We start from the raw sequence: 15346 nt of genomic DNA, 5'->3' as shown, positions 1-15346 counted from the left end.
CCGAGCAATGAAAAGGGCGCCATTGGCGCCCTTTTTTATGCGCGTTCAGCGGCTATTGCAGGAGTTTTTGGAAGGCTTCCACCGGCAACGGCCGGCTGTGCAGATACCCTTGGTAAAAATAACACCCCAGTCCCTGCAGAAATTCCAGCTGCTCCAGGGTTTCCACCCCCTCGGCGATCACCTTCAACCCCAGGCTGCGCGCCATGGCGACGATGGCACGGATGATTTCGGCGTCGTTGGGGTCGGTGGTGGCGTCGCGGATGAAGGACTGATCAATTTTCAGGGTGTCGACCGGCAGGCGTTTGAGGTAGGTCAGGGACGAGTAGCCGGTGCCAAAATCGTCCATGGCGAAGCTCACGCCGAGTTTTTTCAGGCGGCACATCTTGCTGATGGTGTCCTCCAGGTTCTGGATGACGATGCCTTCGGTGATTTCCAGTTTCAGCAGCGAGCAGGGCAGGCCGTGGCTGCGCAGGCTGTGTTCGACGCGTTCGACGAAGTCATTCTGGCGAAATTGGCGCGGGCTGATGTTGACGCACAGGCTGAAGTCGAGCGGGTCGATCAGACCTTCGGCCATCAGGTGCTGGAATGCGCGACAGGCTTCGTCGATGATCCAGTTGCCGACTTCCAGGATCAGTCCGCTGTCCTCCAGCACCTTGATGAACTCGCTGGGTGACTGGGCGCCCAGTTCGGGGTGGCTCCAGCGCACCAGGGCCTCGGCCCCGACGATGCGGTTGTCCCGGGCGTCGATCTGGGGCTGGAAGTGCACGCGAAATTCGTTGCGCGACAGGGCCAGGCGCAGGTCGGTTTCCATCCGCAGGCGTTCGCTGGCGGCCTTTTGCATGGTGTTGTGGTACATCTGCGCGGTATTGCGGCCTGAGTCCTTGGCCCGGTACAGGGCGATGTCGGCGCGCTTGAGCAGGTCGGTGGGGGTCGAGCCGTGGTCGGGAATCAGTGCGATGCCGATGCTGGGCGTGACTTGCAGGCGTTGTCCGTCGAGGAACATGGGCTCCGACAGCAGTTCGCGCAGGGTGTCAGCCAGGCTGCGCACCTGGGTGCTGACCTCCTCGCGCGAGCCTTCCAGGCCGCTGAGCAGCACCACGAACTCGTCACCCCCCAGGCGTGCCACGGTGTCTTCCATGCGCACGCTGGCTTCGAGGCGCGCGGTGATGATTTTCAGCACGGTGTCGCCCACGGGATGTCCCAGGGAATCATTGATGTGCTTGAAGTGGTCGAGGTCGAGAAACAGCAGGGCGCCGCGCAGGTTGTGGCGCTTGAGCAGGGCGATCTGCTGGCTCAGGCGGTCCATCAGTAATGCGCGGTTGGGCAGGTTGGTCAGGGGGTCGTGATAGGCCAGGTGGCGAATCTGCGCTTCGGCGTTTTTCAGCAGGCTGACGTCCCGCGCGGTCAGCAGCAGGCAGGCGGTTTCGTTGAGGGTGATGGGCTCTACCGACACTTCAACGGTGAGCAACTCGCCGCGCTTGTTGCGCCCGAGCATTTCCTGGTGATGCACCCGGCCGTTGAGCTGCAGTTCGGCCAGCAGTGAGGAGCGCTGTTTCTCCTCGGCCCAGATGCCGACCTGATACACCGTGCGCCCGACGACTTCATCGGCCTGGTAGCCGGTCAGGCGGCAGAAGCCGTCGTTGACCTCCAGGTAGCGTCCGGTGTCGCGCTCGGTGATGGTGATGGCGTCCGGGCTGGAGTGAAACGCCTTGGCAAATTTCTCTTCGCTGGCCTTGAGTGCCGCTTCGGACCGCTGCTGCTGGGTGATGTCGCGCAGGGTGGTGACCACGCAGGGATGGTCGCTGACACTGATCTGGCGGCTGGAGATCACACAGGTGAGCGAATGCCCATCTTTGTGCTGGACCTGGATGGCCACGTTACTCAAGCCCTGTTCGCGGATTACCTGTTCAATGCGGTGCAGGCTTTTCGCCGAGGCGTCCCACAGGCCGATTTCGTCGGCGCTGTGCCCGATCACATCGGTGGCGCTCCAGCCAAATGTCTGGGTGAAGCTGGAGTTGATCTCGATGAACTGGCCGCTGTCCTGGCGAGTGACGCAAATTGGATCGGGGCTGACCTGGAACAGGCTGGCAAATTTCTCTTCCGACGCGACCAGCTGTTGCTCACGCTCCACCTGATCAGTGATGTCGAGCAGGGTGCCGGCCATGCGCAGCGGGGCACCGTTTTCGTCGCGGTACAGCCGCGCGCGGCTTTCCAGGAAGCGCGAGCTGCCGTCGGCCAGTTGCACCCGGTAGGTCAGCTGATAATTGCCTGCCGGGCCCTCGCGCAAGCTGCGGTAGGCGTCGCGCATGCTGCCGCGCTCTTCATCGGGTACGCCTTCGAAAAACTCGTCGAAGGACTCGTGGAAAGGGATTGCCTCCAACCCGTGCAACTGCGCAGCGCGTGCCGAGCCATAGAGCATGCCGCTGGGGATGTGCCAGTCCCAGGTACCCAGTTGCGCCGAATCCAGCGCCAGGTCGAGGCGTTCCTGGCTGTCTTTGAGGGCGTGCTCGGCGGCTTTGCGTTCGGTGGTGTCGAGGAAGGTGCTGAGCAGATAGGGTTGGCCTTCGAGTTCGACCTTCTGCGCGCTGAGAATGCCGTCGTGTATCTGCCCGTTGCTGGCGCGAAACTGCACCTCCATGCTGATGAGTTCACCTTTGGCCTTGGTCGCCTTGACCAGTCGCTCGCGCTGCTCGGGATGCACCCAGAGGCCCAGCTCCAGGGTGGTGCGGCCGATGGCGTTCTGTACCGGCCAGCCGAACAGGCTTTCAAAATACTGGTTGGCCTCGGTGATCAGGCCGTCCTCCTGGCGGGTCAGCAGCACCATGTTCGGGCACAGGTGAAACAGCGTCGCGAAACGTTTCTCCGAGCTGCTCAGGGCCTGTTCGCGCTGGCGCTGGTGGGTGATTTCGCGGATCACGCCGATCATTCGCGGGCGGCCGTCCTTGTCTGGCAGCAGGCTGCCATTGATCTCCAGCCAATGCAGGCTGCCATCGGGCCAGCGAATGCGGTGGTGCATCGCCTGTTCCAGCGGTGCGCCGGCGATCACTGCATGGAAGGCGCGTACGGTTTTTGCCCGGTCTTCCGGCGGCAGCAGGTCGAGGTATTCCAGGTCGGCGGGCAGCGGCGCATGGGGGTCGAAGCCAAACAGCGCCTGGGTACCCCGCGACCAACTGATCTGCCCACGCTCGATGTCCCAATACCAGGCGCCCAGGCGGGCACCGTTGAGGGCCGCCAGCAACTGTGGCGCGCTTTCCCAACTTTGCTCGGACCGTTTGGGGTCCAGCGCCTGGATACGCGGCATCGGCGGAATACGGTCAACAGATTTCGGCATTGGCAAGCCTTGGACTGAATTGGGCGTTAGGCGCTGGGTCTCGCGGCACTATAGGAGTAGCACAAGTTAGCCATGTGTCCCTGGCTGATCGATTTGTGCGTCCAGCAAAGCCATGAAAGCCCGTGCCGCGTTCGACAGCGTCCGTTCTGTGTGCAGGATATAGCCTAGCTGGCGAGTGAGCTGTATGCCCGGCAAAGGGATGCTTGCCACCTGCTCATCAAGCATGGTGCGCGGCAACACGCTCCAGGCCAGGCCGATGGACACCATCATCTTGATGGTTTCGAGGTAGTTGGTGCTCATGGCGATGTTCGGCGTCAGCCCTTGAGCCTCGAACAGGCGCTGGACGATGTGGTGGGTAAAGGTGTTGCCGCCGGGGAACACGGCCGGGTGCAGGGCTATGTCTGCCAGGCTCACCGCGCCATTGCTGATCAGCGTGTGTTCCGGCGCGACCACGAAATCCAGCGGGTCGTCCCACACAGGGGTGGCTTTGACCAGGGTGTGAGGTTCGGGGGCCAGGGTGATGACCGCCAGTTCCGCGCGGCCATGGAGGATTTCTTCGTAAGCCACTTCCGAATCGAGGAACTGAATATCCAGCGCTACTTGCGGGTAGCGTCGGGTGAACTCCCTTAATAAAGGCGGCAGGCGGTGCAGGCCGATGTGGTGGCTGGTGGCCAGGGTCAGGCGCCCGCTGACTTCGCCGGTCAGGTTGGTCAGGGCGCGGCGTGTATCGTCCAGCACGTTGAGAATCTGGTAAGCCCGCGGCAACAGGGCGCGGCCAGCTTCGGTCAGGCCGACTTCGCGGCCCAGGCGATCGAACAGCCGAACTTTAAGTTGTTGTTCCAGCCCGGCGATGCGTTTGCTGATCGCCGGTTGCGTCAGGTGCAGCCGTTCGCCCGCGCCAGAGAAGCTGCCCGTCTCGGCAATCGCGATAAAAGCATTAAGGTTGGCCAGGTCCATTGCAGTATTCCAGATGGTTATCCAAAGCATAAAAAATATGAATTTGAGTTATTTAATGTAACCCCCTAGGATCGACCTCACAAGCCAAAGGGTTATTGAGTCGTTCAAAACCCGGGGCATAGAAACAAATGATGAGGAAACCGTCTGATGGCCGGCAAAACGCTCTACGACAAGCTCTGGGATTCGCATTTGGTCAAACAGCGCGACGATGGTTCTGCGCTGATCTACATCGACCGTCACATCATCCATGAAGTGACTTCGCCGCAAGCCTTCGAAGGGCTGCGTCTGGCCGGGCGCAAGCCTTGGCGCATCGATGCCAATATCGCGACCCCGGACCATAACGTACCGACCACGCCGGAGCGCAAGGGCGGCATCGAAGCGATTGCTGACCAGGTCTCGCGCCTGCAGGTCCAGACCCTCGACGACAACTGCGATGAATACGGCATTGTCGAGTTCAAGATGAACGACGTGCGCCAGGGCATCGTCCACGTCATTGGCCCGGAGCAGGGCGCCACCTTGCCGGGCATGACGGTGGTCTGCGGCGACTCCCACACCTCGACCCACGGCGCATTCGGTGCTTTGGCTCACGGTATTGGCACTTCCGAGGTCGAGCACGTGCTCGCCACCCAGTGCCTGGTCGCCCAGAAAATGAAGAATATGCTGGTGTTGGTCGAGGGCGAACTGCCGTTCGGCGTGACGGCCAAGGACATCGTGCTCGCCGTGATCGGCAAGATCGGCACGGCCGGCGGTAATGGCCACGCCATCGAGTTCGCTGGCAGCGCGATCCGCGCCCTGTCGGTGGAAGGGCGCATGACCATCTGCAACATGTCCATCGAGGCCGGCGCACGCGTGGGCCTGGTGGCGGCGGATGAAAAAACCGTGGCCTACGTCAAGGGCCGTCCATTTGCGCCGAAAGGCGCGGAGTGGGACTTGGCTGTCGAGGCGTGGAAAGACCTGGTGTCTGACGCGGACTCGAAGTTCGACACCGTCGTCGAGCTCGATGCCACGCAGATCAAGCCGCAAGTCAGCTGGGGCACTTCGCCGGAGATGGTCCTGGCCGTTGATCAGAACGTGCCAGACCCGGCTCAGGAACCGGACCTGGTCAAGCGCGGCTCCATCGAGCGCGCCTTGAAATACATGGGCCTCACTGCCAATCAGGCGATTACTGATATCCAGCTGGACCGCGTGTTCATCGGCTCCTGCACCAACTCGCGCATCGAAGATTTGCGCGCCGCTGCCGTGATCGCCAAAGGCCGCAAAGTGGCGTCGACCATCAAGCAGGCCATCGTGGTGCCGGGCTCGGGCCTGGTGAAGGCGCAAGCTGAATCCGAAGGCCTGGACAAGATTTTCCTCGAGGCCGGTTTTGAATGGCGCGAGCCAGGCTGCTCGATGTGCCTGGCGATGAACCCGGACCGTTTGGAGTCGGGCGAGCATTGCGCGTCCACCTCGAACCGCAACTTCGAAGGCCGTCAGGGTGCCGGTGGTCGTACCCACCTGGTGAGCCCGGCCATGGCCGCCGCCGCCGCAGTAAACGGTCGTTTCGTCGACGTCCGTGAATTGATCTAAAGGAGCGCAGAATGAGAGCTTTTACCCAGCACACTGGACTTGTCGCGCCTCTGGATCGTGCCAACGTCGACACCGATCAGATCATCCCGAAGCAGTTCCTCAAGTCGATCAAGCGCACCGGTTTCGGCCCGAACCTGTTCGACGAATGGCGCTATCTGGATGTGGGGCAGCCGTATCAGGACAATTCCAAGCGTCCGCTGAACAAGGACTTCGTGCTTAACGCCGAACGTTATCAGGGCGCCAGTGTATTGCTGGCCCGCGAGAACTTCGGTTGCGGCTCCAGCCGTGAACACGCGCCGTGGGCCCTGGAAGAATATGGCTTTCGCAGCATCATCGCGCCGAGTTACGCCGACATTTTCTTCAACAACAGCTTCAAGAATGGCTTGTTGCCAATCATCTTGAGCGACGCTGAAGTCGATGAGCTTTTCCAGCAGGTTGAAGCCAGCCCTGGGTACCAGTTGCAGGTTGACCTGCAAGCGCAGACGGTGACTCGCCCGGATGGCAAGGTGCTGAGCTTCGAGATCGATGCGTTCCGCAAGCATTGCCTGCTCAATGGCCTGGACGATATTGGCCTGACGTTGATGGACCACGAGGCAATTGCGTCGTTTGAAGCCAAGCACCGGGCGAGCCAGCCTTGGCTGTTTCGCGACGCCTGATGTTTTGAGGTGACCGTTGAAAAGATCGCAGCCTTCGGCAAGGCGTACACCCGTAGGAGCTGCCGAAGGCTGCGATCTTTTGATCTTGAAACTACAACCCCAACAGGAAGTCCCCATGACCCGCACCGCCCAGCACAGCCAGGTAGTCCAGAAGCAATTCGGTGAACAGGCCTCGGCCTATCTGAGCAGCGCCGTCCACGCGCAAGGCACTGAATTCGCTTTGCTACAGGCTGAATTGGCGGGGCAGGGCAACGCCCGCGTGCTGGACCTTGGCTGTGGCGCCGGCCACGTGAGTTTTCACGTGGCGTCGCTGGTGAAAGAAGTAGTGGCGTACGACCTGTCGCAGCAAATGCTCGATGTGGTGACCGCCGCGGCTGTCGATCGTGGTCTGGGCAATGTCACCACCGTCAATGGTGCCGCCGAGCGCCTGCCGTTTGCCGATGGCGAGTTCGAATTCGTCTTCAGTCGGTACTCGGCGCACCATTGGAGCGATCTCGGTGTGGCGTTGCGGGAAGTTCGGCGGGTGCTGAAACCGGGTGGCGTGGCCGCTTTCATCGATGTGTTGTCACCGGGCAGCCCGTTGTTCGACACTTATCTGCAAAGCGTTGAAGTGCTGCGCGACACCAGCCATGTGCGCGATTATTCCGCCGGCGAGTGGTTGCGCCAGGTCAGCGAGGCAGGATTGCACACCCGCAGCACCACGCGTCAACGCCTGCGGCTGGAATACAGCAGCTGGGTCGAGCGCATGCGCACACCCCAGGTGATGCGCGCCGCGATCCGCGAGTTGCAGCAGGCGATGGGCAGCGAGGTGCGCGAGTATTTCGAGATTGAGGCCGATGGTTCGTTCAGCACCGATGTGCTGGTGCTGTTCGCCGAAAAATGAGTCACGCAACGATAGAATTTTTCCGGGTGTGCTCCAAGGGCGCACCGACTGATGACAAGAGGAAAGCATGAGCAAGCAGATTCTGATTCTCCCAGGTGACGGTATTGGCCCGGAAATCATGGCCGAAGCGGTCAAGGTCCTGGCATTGGCCAGCGACAAGTTCAACCTGGGTTTCGAGCTGAGCCACGACGTGATCGGCGGTGCTGCCATCGACAAGCATGGCGTGCCCCTGGCTGACGAAACCCTGGAGCGTGCCCGCGCGGCCGACGCCGTGCTGCTGGGCGCCGTGGGCGGCCCGAAGTGGGACACCATCGAGCGTGACATCCGCCCTGAGCGCGGCCTGCTGAAAATCCGTGCGCAACTGGGCCTGTTCGGCAACCTGCGCCCGGCGATCCTCTACCCGCAACTGGCCGAGGCGTCGAGCCTGAAGCCGGAAATCGTCGCGGGCCTGGATATCCTGATCGTTCGCGAACTGACCGGCGGCATCTACTTCGGCGCGCCACGCGGCACCCGCACCCTGGAAAACGGCGAGCGCCAGGCCTACGACACCCTGCCGTACAGCGAAAGCGAAATTCGCCGCATTGCCCGTGTCGGTTTCGACATGGCCATGGTGCGTGGCAAGAAGCTGTGCTCGGTGGACAAGGCCAACGTCCTGGCATCCAGCCAGCTGTGGCGTGAAATCGTCGAGCAAGTGGCCAAGGATTACCCTGAAGTCGAACTGAGCCACATGTACGTCGACAACGCTGCCATGCAGCTGGTGCGCGCACCCAAGCAGTTCGACGTGATCGTCACCGACAACCTGTTCGGCGACATCCTGTCCGACCAGGCGTCGATGCTCACCGGGTCCATCGGCATGCTGCCATCGGCGTCCCTGGACACCAACAACAAGGGCATGTACGAGCCTTGCCACGGTTCGGCGCCGGACATCGCCGGCCAAGGCATTGCCAACCCGTTGGCGACCATCCTGTCGGTGTCGATGATGCTGCGTTACAGCTTCAACCAGCAGGTTGCGGCCGATGCCATCGAGAAAGCGGTCAGCCTGGTTCTGGACCAGGGGCTGCGCACCGGCGACATCTGGTCGACCGGTTGCACTAAAGTCGGAACGCAGGAAATGGGTGACGCAGTAGTCGCCGCGCTGCGGAATCTGTAATCTCTCGGGCCCGCTGCCACTTTCAACTTCGAAAGCAGCGGCCCACTTTTTAAAGAAGGTGTAGTTGCGATGAAACGTGTAGGTCTGATCGGTTGGCGCGGTATGGTCGGTTCCGTGCTCATGCAGCGGATGCTGGAAGAGCAGGATTTCGATCTTATCGAGCCGGTGTTTTTCACCACTTCGAATGTCGGTGGCCAAGGCCCGTCCGTGGGCAAGGACATTGCTCCGCTCAAGGACGCTTACAGCATTGAAGAGCTGAAGACCCTCGACGTGATTCTGACCTGCCAGGGTGGCGACTACACCAGCGAAGTCTTCCCGAAACTGCGCGAAGCCGGCTGGCAGGGTTACTGGATCGACGCCGCTTCCAGCCTGCGGATGCAGGATGACGCGGTGATCGTGCTGGACCCGGTGAACCGCAAGGTCATCGACCAGCAGCTCGATGCGGGCACCAAGAACTACATCGGCGGCAATTGCACCGTCAGCCTGATGCTGATGGGCCTGGGCGGCCTGTTCGAAGCCGGCCTGGTGGAGTGGATGAGCGCCATGACGTATCAGGCGGCTTCCGGTGCCGGCGCGCAGAACATGCGTGAGCTGATCAAGCAGATGGGCGCCACCCACGCCGCTGTCGCTGATCAACTGGCTGACCCGGCCAGCGCCATCCTCGACATCGACCGCCGTGTCGCCGAAGCCATGCGCAGCGACGCGTACCCGACCGAAAACTTCGGCGTACCGCTGGCCGGCAGCCTGATCCCGTGGATCGACAAGGAACTGCCGAACGGTCAGAGCCGTGAAGAGTGGAAAGCCCAGGCCGAGACCAACAAGATCCTCGGTCGCTTCAAGAGCCCGATCCCGGTGGACGGCATCTGCGTGCGGATCGGCGCCATGCGCTGCCACAGCCAGGCGCTGACCATCAAGCTGAACAAAGACGTGCCGATCGCCGATATCGAAGGGCTGATCAGCCAGCACAACCCATGGGTCAAGCTGGTGCCGAACAACCGTGAAGCCAGCATCCAGGAACTGAGCCCGACCAAGGTCACCGGCACCCTGAATGTACCGGTGGGCCGTCTGCGCAAGCTGAACATGGGTTCTCAGTTCGTCGGCGCATTCACCGTGGGCGACCAGCTGTTGTGGGGCGCCGCGGAGCCGCTGCGTCGCATGCTGCGGATCCTGCTTGAGCGTTAATCGACTGAAGTAGACAAAGAGCCCGCGCCTTGAAAGAGGTGCGGGTTTTTTTATGAAATTGCCTGCGCTCCCACCACCCGGTAAAGTGCCGCTCCCCCCGTTCCGCCAGAGGTAGCACCATGACCCAGTCCTTTGATATTGCCGTAATTGGCGCCACCGGAACGGTCGGCGAAACGCTGGTGCAGGTTCTCGAAGAGCGCGACTTCCCGGTGGGCAACCTGCACCTGCTCGCCAGCAGCGAGTCAGCCGGGCATTCGGTGCCGTTTCGCGGCAAGAACGTGCGGGTGCGTGAAGTCGACGAGTTCGACTTCAGCAAGGTCCAGCTGGTGTTCTTCGCCGCCGGCCCCGCTGTCACCCTCAGTTTCGCATCGCGCGCCACGGCTGCCGGGTGCTCGGTGATTGACTTGTCCGGCGCCTTGCCGGCCGATCAGGCTCCGCAAGTGGTGCCCGAAGCCAACGCCCACCTGCTCGACGGGATGAAAACTCCGTTTCAGGTCAGCAGCCCGAGCCCGTCGGCCACCACGCTGGCTGTGGTGCTGGCACCCTTGCTGGGCATTATCGACCTGCAGCGCATCAATCTGACCGCTTGCCTGGCTGTGTCAGCCCAGGGCCGCGAAGCCGTCACCGAGCTGGCCCGGCAGACCGCCGAGCTGCTCAATGTGCGCCCTCTGGAGCCCAGCTTCTTTGATCGGCAGATGGCATTCAACCTGCTGGCCCAGGTCGGCAAGCCTGACGAGCAGGGCCACACGCAGCTGGAAAAACGCCTGGTACGCGAAGTGCGTCAAGTCATGGCGCTGCCTTCGTTGAAAATTTCCGTCACCTGCATTCAAGCCCCGGTGTTTTTCGGCGATAGCTATAGCGTGACCCTGCAGACTGCAGGCGAGGTCGATCTGGCGCAAGTCAACACCGCCCTGGACGATGCGCCGGGGATTGAACTGGTCGAGGCCGGTGATTATCCGACTGCGGTCGGTGACGCAGTAGGGCAGGACGTTGTCTATGTCGGCCGGGTTCGCCGGGGAATCGACGACCCGTCGGAACTAAATCTGTGGCTGACGTCAGATAACGTACGCAAAGGTGCGGCCCTCAATGCAGTGCAGGTGGCCGAATTGTTGATAAAAGACCTTTCGTAAAAGATACTTGCCAATAATTTGTCGACTGAATGCTGTCGGGCGCTATGCTTGCCCGCAGTGCTCGACAGCGCGGTTCAAACTAAGGATGAGGCTATGGTTCAAGTTCGCAAACTGGTGTTAGCAATAGCGGCCGCCTCGGCGCTGTCCTCCGGTATGGCGCATGCCCTCGGGCTCGGGGAGTTGACCCTGAAGTCCACCCTGAACCAGCCGCTGGTCGCGGAGATCGAGCTCCTTGATATCAAGGAGCTGACGGCGGCCGAAGTGGTGCCTAGCCTTGCTTCGGCAGAAGATTTCGCCAAGGCCGGGGTCGATCGCCAGGCGTTCCTCAACGACCTGACCTTTACCCCGGTGCTCAACCCCGGCGGCAAAAGCATCCTGCGCGTCACGTCGAGCAAGCCATTGTCCGAGCCGATGGTGAAATTCCTCGTGCAGGTCATGTGGCCCAACGGCCGCTTGCTGCGCGACTACAGCGTATTGCTTGACCCATCCAAGTTCTCTCCGCAGACCGCTGATGCCGCTGCGCAGCCAGCGCCGAGCCAAACTGTCACCGCACCGGTCACGGGTGCGACCAAGCCGACCGAGTACACCACCACTCGCCGCGACACCCTGTGGGAAATCGCCGCGAAGGCGCGCAATGGCGGTTCGGTGCAGCAGACCATGCTGGCGATCCAGGCGCTCAACCCGGATGCGTTTATCGACGGCAACATCAACCGGTTGAAAACCGGGCAGGTGCTCCGTCTGCCAGACCAGGCGCAGAGCACCAGCCTGCCGCAATCCAAAGCCATCGCCGAAGTCGCCGCGCAGAACACCGCCTGGCGTCAGGGCCGTCGTTATGCGCCGCAGCCCGGTGCCGGGCAGCAGCAGCTCGACGCGACCAATCGGCCTCGCGGTGACGCCCCTTCAACGCAGGCTGCCCGGGATAACCTCAGCCTGGTCTCGGCCGAAGCCGGCAAGGCGGGTGCGAAAGGCGCGGGGGGCGACGCGAAGAATTTGAGCAACAAGCTGGCGGTGACCCAGGAAAGCCTCGACACCACCCGTCGCGACAACGAAGAACTGAAAAGCCGCATGGCCGATCTGCAGAGCCAGCTGGACAAGCTGCAGAAGCTGATCGAACTGAAGAACAATCAGCTGGCCAAGTTGCAGGCAGAAGGCGGTCAGGACGCGCCTGCGGATGTGGCGGCCGCCCCGGCGATCAACGCCGAACTGGCCACCGATCCTGCCGTGACTGCTCCGGAACAAGGCCTGGCACCAGAAGCCGTGCCACCAGTACCCGCAGCGACCCCCGAAGCTACACCGGTGGTCGAGGACAAGCCGGTCGAGCCAGCACCGGCGACGGCCACGGACGAGCAGAAATACAACGACCTGCTGACCAACCCGTGGCTTCTGGGCATGGTTGGCGGTGGGGCAATCGTTCTGCTGCTCCTGCTGTTGCTGCTGGCCCGTCGCCGCAAGGCCCAGCAGGAAGCAGAGAAACACCTGCGCATGGCTCGCGCCTTGTCCGAAGAGCAAGAGTTCTCTGTCGATCACGACCTGCCGGAGAGCAGCTTCGAAGGCCTTGAAGTTCCACCGCCGAGCGTGAAAATGGCGACTATGCCCGAGCCGACTCCGGCGCCAGCACCTGCACCCGCGCCGGTGATCGCTCCGGTAATCGTTACTCCACCCATCGCAGCGCCACTGATCTCGCCGGCTGCAGAGCACTCCGACGACGTCTTGCCCCGGGCTCAGTCGCACATCAACGCCGGTCGGTTTAACCAGGCGGGCGCGTTGCTGGAAGACGGCATCAAGCAAGAGCCTCAGCGCAGCGACTTGCGCCTCAAGCTGATGGAAATCTACGGCCGGCAAGGCGATCGCGAAGCCTTCGTCGCTCAAGAGCGCAAGCTGGTGGCCAATGGCGATAACTACGCCCAGGTCGAACAGCTCAAAAGCCGCTTCCCGGCCATGGCGATGGTCGCCGCGGGCGGCATTGCTGCCGCAGCCCTGGCTGCGCAAATGGATGCGCAGTACGTCAAGGACCTCATGCTGGACGAGCCACAGGAACCAGCCGCAGAGCCGGCGCCAGTGGCCGATGAGGCGCTGGACCAAAGCTTCGACCTGAGCCTGGATGACCTGGAAGCCGCCTCTCCAGCAGTGGTTGCACCCGAAACTGAGCCGGATACCCTCGGTGAGCTGGACGAATTCCCGTCCGACGATGACCTGAGCTTCCAGTCGGTGTTGCAACAGCAGACCGAGATTAAGGAAAACCTCGACGACCTGTCGGATTTCGATCTGGACATGGACCTCGGCGGTGATACCTCCCCGGCGATCCTGGCCGAGGATGACTTCCTCCTGGACCTGGATGAAGGCGTCAAGGACCTGCCTGTCGCTGACGTGTCAGGTATTCCAGAAGTGCCGCAGGACGACCTGGAACTGCCGGATGACTTCGACTTGTCGCTAGCCGACGAGATGGATGCGCAGGGGGCGTCTGAAGCCTTGCCTGCCGAGCCGGACGACCTGAGCGCCGAACTGGATCGTCTGTCCCGGGATATTAGCGCGCCGACCTTTACCGCCGACGACGCGCTGGTTTCCGCAGACGACGAGCCCGAGTTCGATTTCCTCTCGGGCACCGACGAAGTCGCAACCAAGCTCGACCTGGCCCAGGCCTACATCGACATGGGCGACAGCGATGGCGCGCGCGATATCCTCAATGAGGTCGTGAGCGAAGGCGATGACGGGCAGAAGAGCGAAGCGAAGGACATGCTGTCGCGGCTGGTCTGATGGCAGGGGGGTAAACAACAGCGGCAGCCATTGAGGCTGCCGTTTTTTGTTATAGAAGACGATCTTTTGACTTTGGCTGGCATCCCCGCCCCACAGCCTTATAATGCCCGCCTTTGCGCACATCAGCAGGCTGTCACCCCTTGGCAAATATAGATAATCCGGCCGCCGAAATGGTGCCTGAAGGTTTTTTCCGCATCGCACTGGGCGTCGAGTACAAAGGTTCGCGCTATCGCGGCTGGCAGCGCCAGGCATCCGGTGTGCTCACCGTGCAGGAAACCCTGGAAAATGCCCTGTCGAAAGTCGCCAACTCGCCGGTCTCGCTGCTCTGCGCCGGGCGCACTGATGCCGGTGTGCACGCTTGTGGCCAGGTGGTGCACTTCGACACCCAGGTCGAGCGCTCGATGAAAGCCTGGGTCATGGGCGCCAACATCAACTTGCCCCACGACGTCAGCGTCAGCTGGGCCAAGGTCATGCCTGCGCATTTTCACGCGCGGTTCAAGGCCATCGCCCGGCGCTATCGCTACGTTATCTACAACGATCAGATCCGTCCGGCCCACCTGAACGAAGAGATCACCTGGAACCACCGGCCGCTGGACGTCGAGCGCATGGCCGAAGCGGCGCAATACCTGGTTGGCACTCATGACTTCAGCGCCTTCCGCGCCGGCCAGTGCCAGGCCAAGTCTCCGGTCAAGGAACTGCACCACCTGCGCGTCACTCGCCACGGCAAGATGATCGTGCTGGACATACGTGCCAGCGCGTTCCTGCACCACATGGTGCGCAACATTGCCGGCGTATTGATGACCATTGGCGCCGGAGAGCGTCCGGTGGAGTGGATGAAGGAAGTGCTGGAAAGCCGCATCCGTCGCTCCGGCGGGGTAACAGCACATCCGTTCGGGCTGTATCTGGTGCAGGTGGAATACCGCGACGAGTTCCAGTTGCCCGAGCGTTACATTGGCCCACACTTCCTTACCGGTTTCGCCGAACTTGACGGCTGACGCCCTCGAACGCATTTGTTACCATCCGGAACTTTCCCGGAATTAGCTTGGGGTTTTATCGACATGTCAGCCGTTCGCAGCAAGATTTGCGGGATCACCCGCTTAGAGGATGCGCTGGCAGCGGTCGAGGCGGGGGCGGATGCCATAGGTTTTGTGTTCTATGCCAAGAGCCCGCGCGCCGTTACCTTTCAGCAGGCACGCTCGATCATCCAGGCACTGCCGCCGTTCGTCACCACCGTTGGCCTGTTCGTCAACGCCAGTCGCTGCGAACTGGGGGAAATCCTCGACGCCGTGCCGCTGGACCTGCTGCAGTTCCACGGCGACGAGACTGCGGCCGAGTGTGAGGGCTGGCATCGACCGTACATCAAGGCGCTGCGGGTCAAGGCCGGCGATGATATCGCGGCAGCCTGCAATGCATTTCCCAGCGCCAGCGGTATTCTGCTCGATGCCTATGTCGAAGGCGTGCCGGGCGGAACCGGGCAGGCGTTCGACTGGTCTCTGATTCCCCAAGGCCTGAGTAAGCCGATCATCCTGGCGGGCGGCCTGACACCGGATAACGTCGCCGAGGCGGTCAGCCGTGTGCGGCCTTACGCGGTGGACGTCAGCGGCGGGGTGGAAGCGAGCAAGGGCGTCAAGGATCACGCAAGGATTCACGCGTTCATCGCCGCAGTACGCGGCACGTTGATGTGACGGCTGGCAGACTGCCGCCGTCCACAGGCATGGCTGAGGGTTTTTGGGTGGT

At 62.0% G+C, this 15346-nt stretch carries 11 protein-coding genes; 9 read left to right on the top strand and 2 right to left on the bottom strand.

Features of this window, described 5'->3' with window-relative positions:
- Positions 1–52: 52 nt before the first annotated feature.
- Together HYI44_RS22845 and HYI44_RS22840 are read right to left on the bottom strand one after the other, a co-directional pair.
- The gene (locus HYI44_RS22845; protein ID WP_225570594.1) at positions 53–3331 is read right to left on the bottom strand and encodes a PAS domain S-box protein; all 3279 of its coding nucleotides are present in this window, start codon (positions 3329–3331) and stop codon (positions 53–55) included.
- A gap of 66 nt (positions 3332–3397) precedes the next feature.
- Positions 3398–4288 carry a LysR family transcriptional regulator gene (locus tag HYI44_RS22840; RefSeq protein ID WP_122838206.1) on the bottom strand — a complete coding sequence of 297 codons (891 nt, stop codon included), beginning with the start codon at positions 4286–4288 and terminating at the stop codon, positions 3398–3400.
- A gap of 147 nt (positions 4289–4435) precedes the next feature.
- Between HYI44_RS22840 and leuC the strand changes: the two genes are divergently transcribed.
- The 9 genes from leuC (at position 4436) to HYI44_RS22795 (ending at position 15294) form a co-directional block, all read left to right on the top strand.
- Positions 4436–5854, top strand: coding sequence for a 3-isopropylmalate dehydratase large subunit (gene leuC, locus HYI44_RS22835; protein WP_225570593.1), 1419 nt, complete (start codon positions 4436–4438; stop codon positions 5852–5854).
- 11 nt (positions 5855–5865) lie between these two features.
- Positions 5866–6510, top strand: a complete 645-nt coding sequence (gene leuD / locus HYI44_RS22830) for a 3-isopropylmalate dehydratase small subunit (protein ID WP_225570592.1) — start codon at positions 5866–5868, stop codon at positions 6508–6510.
- A gap of 115 nt (positions 6511–6625) precedes the next feature.
- Positions 6626–7393 (top strand): class I SAM-dependent methyltransferase, encoded by a 768-nt coding sequence (locus tag HYI44_RS22825; RefSeq protein WP_225570591.1) that lies wholly within the window; start codon positions 6626–6628, stop codon positions 7391–7393.
- Positions 7394–7460: 67 nt separating this feature from the next.
- Entirely contained in the window at positions 7461–8543 is a 1083-nt protein-coding gene (gene leuB, locus HYI44_RS22820) for a 3-isopropylmalate dehydrogenase (RefSeq protein WP_045057949.1), read from the top strand.
- A 69-nt stretch (positions 8544–8612) separates the two neighbouring features.
- On the top strand, positions 8613–9725 hold the full coding sequence (asd, locus tag HYI44_RS22815) for an aspartate-semialdehyde dehydrogenase (protein ID WP_045057948.1): 1113 nt from the start codon (positions 8613–8615) through the stop codon (positions 9723–9725).
- A gap of 119 nt (positions 9726–9844) precedes the next feature.
- A complete protein-coding gene (locus HYI44_RS22810; RefSeq protein WP_225570590.1) occupies positions 9845–10855 on the top strand; it encodes an aspartate-semialdehyde dehydrogenase in 1011 nt (336 codons plus the stop codon).
- Between the two features lie 93 nt (positions 10856–10948).
- Entirely contained in the window at positions 10949–13609 is a 2661-nt protein-coding gene (locus tag HYI44_RS22805; RefSeq protein ID WP_225570589.1) for a FimV/HubP family polar landmark protein, read from the top strand.
- A 170-nt stretch (positions 13610–13779) separates the two neighbouring features.
- Entirely contained in the window at positions 13780–14604 is an 825-nt protein-coding gene (truA, locus tag HYI44_RS22800; RefSeq protein ID WP_122838212.1) for a tRNA pseudouridine(38-40) synthase TruA, read from the top strand.
- Between the two features lie 63 nt (positions 14605–14667).
- Positions 14668–15294 carry a phosphoribosylanthranilate isomerase gene (locus HYI44_RS22795; protein WP_225570588.1) on the top strand — a complete coding sequence of 209 codons (627 nt, stop codon included), beginning with the start codon at positions 14668–14670 and terminating at the stop codon, positions 15292–15294.
- The last annotated feature ends 52 nt before the right edge of the window (positions 15295–15346 follow it).

The sequence above is a fragment of the Pseudomonas sp. Y24-6 genome (assembly GCF_020295325.1).
In the GTDB taxonomy this organism is placed as follows: Bacteria; Pseudomonadota; Gammaproteobacteria; order Pseudomonadales; family Pseudomonadaceae; genus Aquipseudomonas; species Aquipseudomonas gregormendelii.
The sequence above is the reverse complement of the archived record's forward strand: the minus strand, read 5'-3'. Positions and strand labels throughout refer to the sequence as shown.

Bases quoted from the DNA above. Each gene is read 5' to 3' on its own strand.
- HYI44_RS22845 (WP_225570594.1), bottom strand. From the start codon at position 3,331: ATGCCGAAATCTGTTGACCGTATTCCGCCGATGCCGCGTATCCAGGCG.
- asd (WP_045057948.1), top strand. From the start codon at position 8,613: ATGAAACGTGTAGGTCTGATCGGTTGGCGCGGTATGGTCGGTTCCGTG.
- HYI44_RS22810 (WP_225570590.1), top strand. From the start codon at position 9,845: ATGACCCAGTCCTTTGATATTGCCGTAATTGGCGCCACCGGAACGGTC.
- HYI44_RS22805 (WP_225570589.1), top strand. From the start codon at position 10,949: ATGGTTCAAGTTCGCAAACTGGTGTTAGCAATAGCGGCCGCCTCGGCG.
- leuB (WP_045057949.1), top strand. From the start codon at position 7,461: ATGAGCAAGCAGATTCTGATTCTCCCAGGTGACGGTATTGGCCCGGAA.
- leuD (WP_225570592.1), top strand. From the start codon at position 5,866: ATGAGAGCTTTTACCCAGCACACTGGACTTGTCGCGCCTCTGGATCGT.
- HYI44_RS22840 (WP_122838206.1), bottom strand. From the start codon at position 4,288: ATGGACCTGGCCAACCTTAATGCTTTTATCGCGATTGCCGAGACGGGC.
- truA (WP_122838212.1), top strand. From the start codon at position 13,780: ATGGTGCCTGAAGGTTTTTTCCGCATCGCACTGGGCGTCGAGTACAAA.
- HYI44_RS22825 (WP_225570591.1), top strand. From the start codon at position 6,626: ATGACCCGCACCGCCCAGCACAGCCAGGTAGTCCAGAAGCAATTCGGT.
- HYI44_RS22795 (WP_225570588.1), top strand. From the start codon at position 14,668: ATGTCAGCCGTTCGCAGCAAGATTTGCGGGATCACCCGCTTAGAGGAT.
- leuC (WP_225570593.1), top strand. From the start codon at position 4,436: ATGGCCGGCAAAACGCTCTACGACAAGCTCTGGGATTCGCATTTGGTC.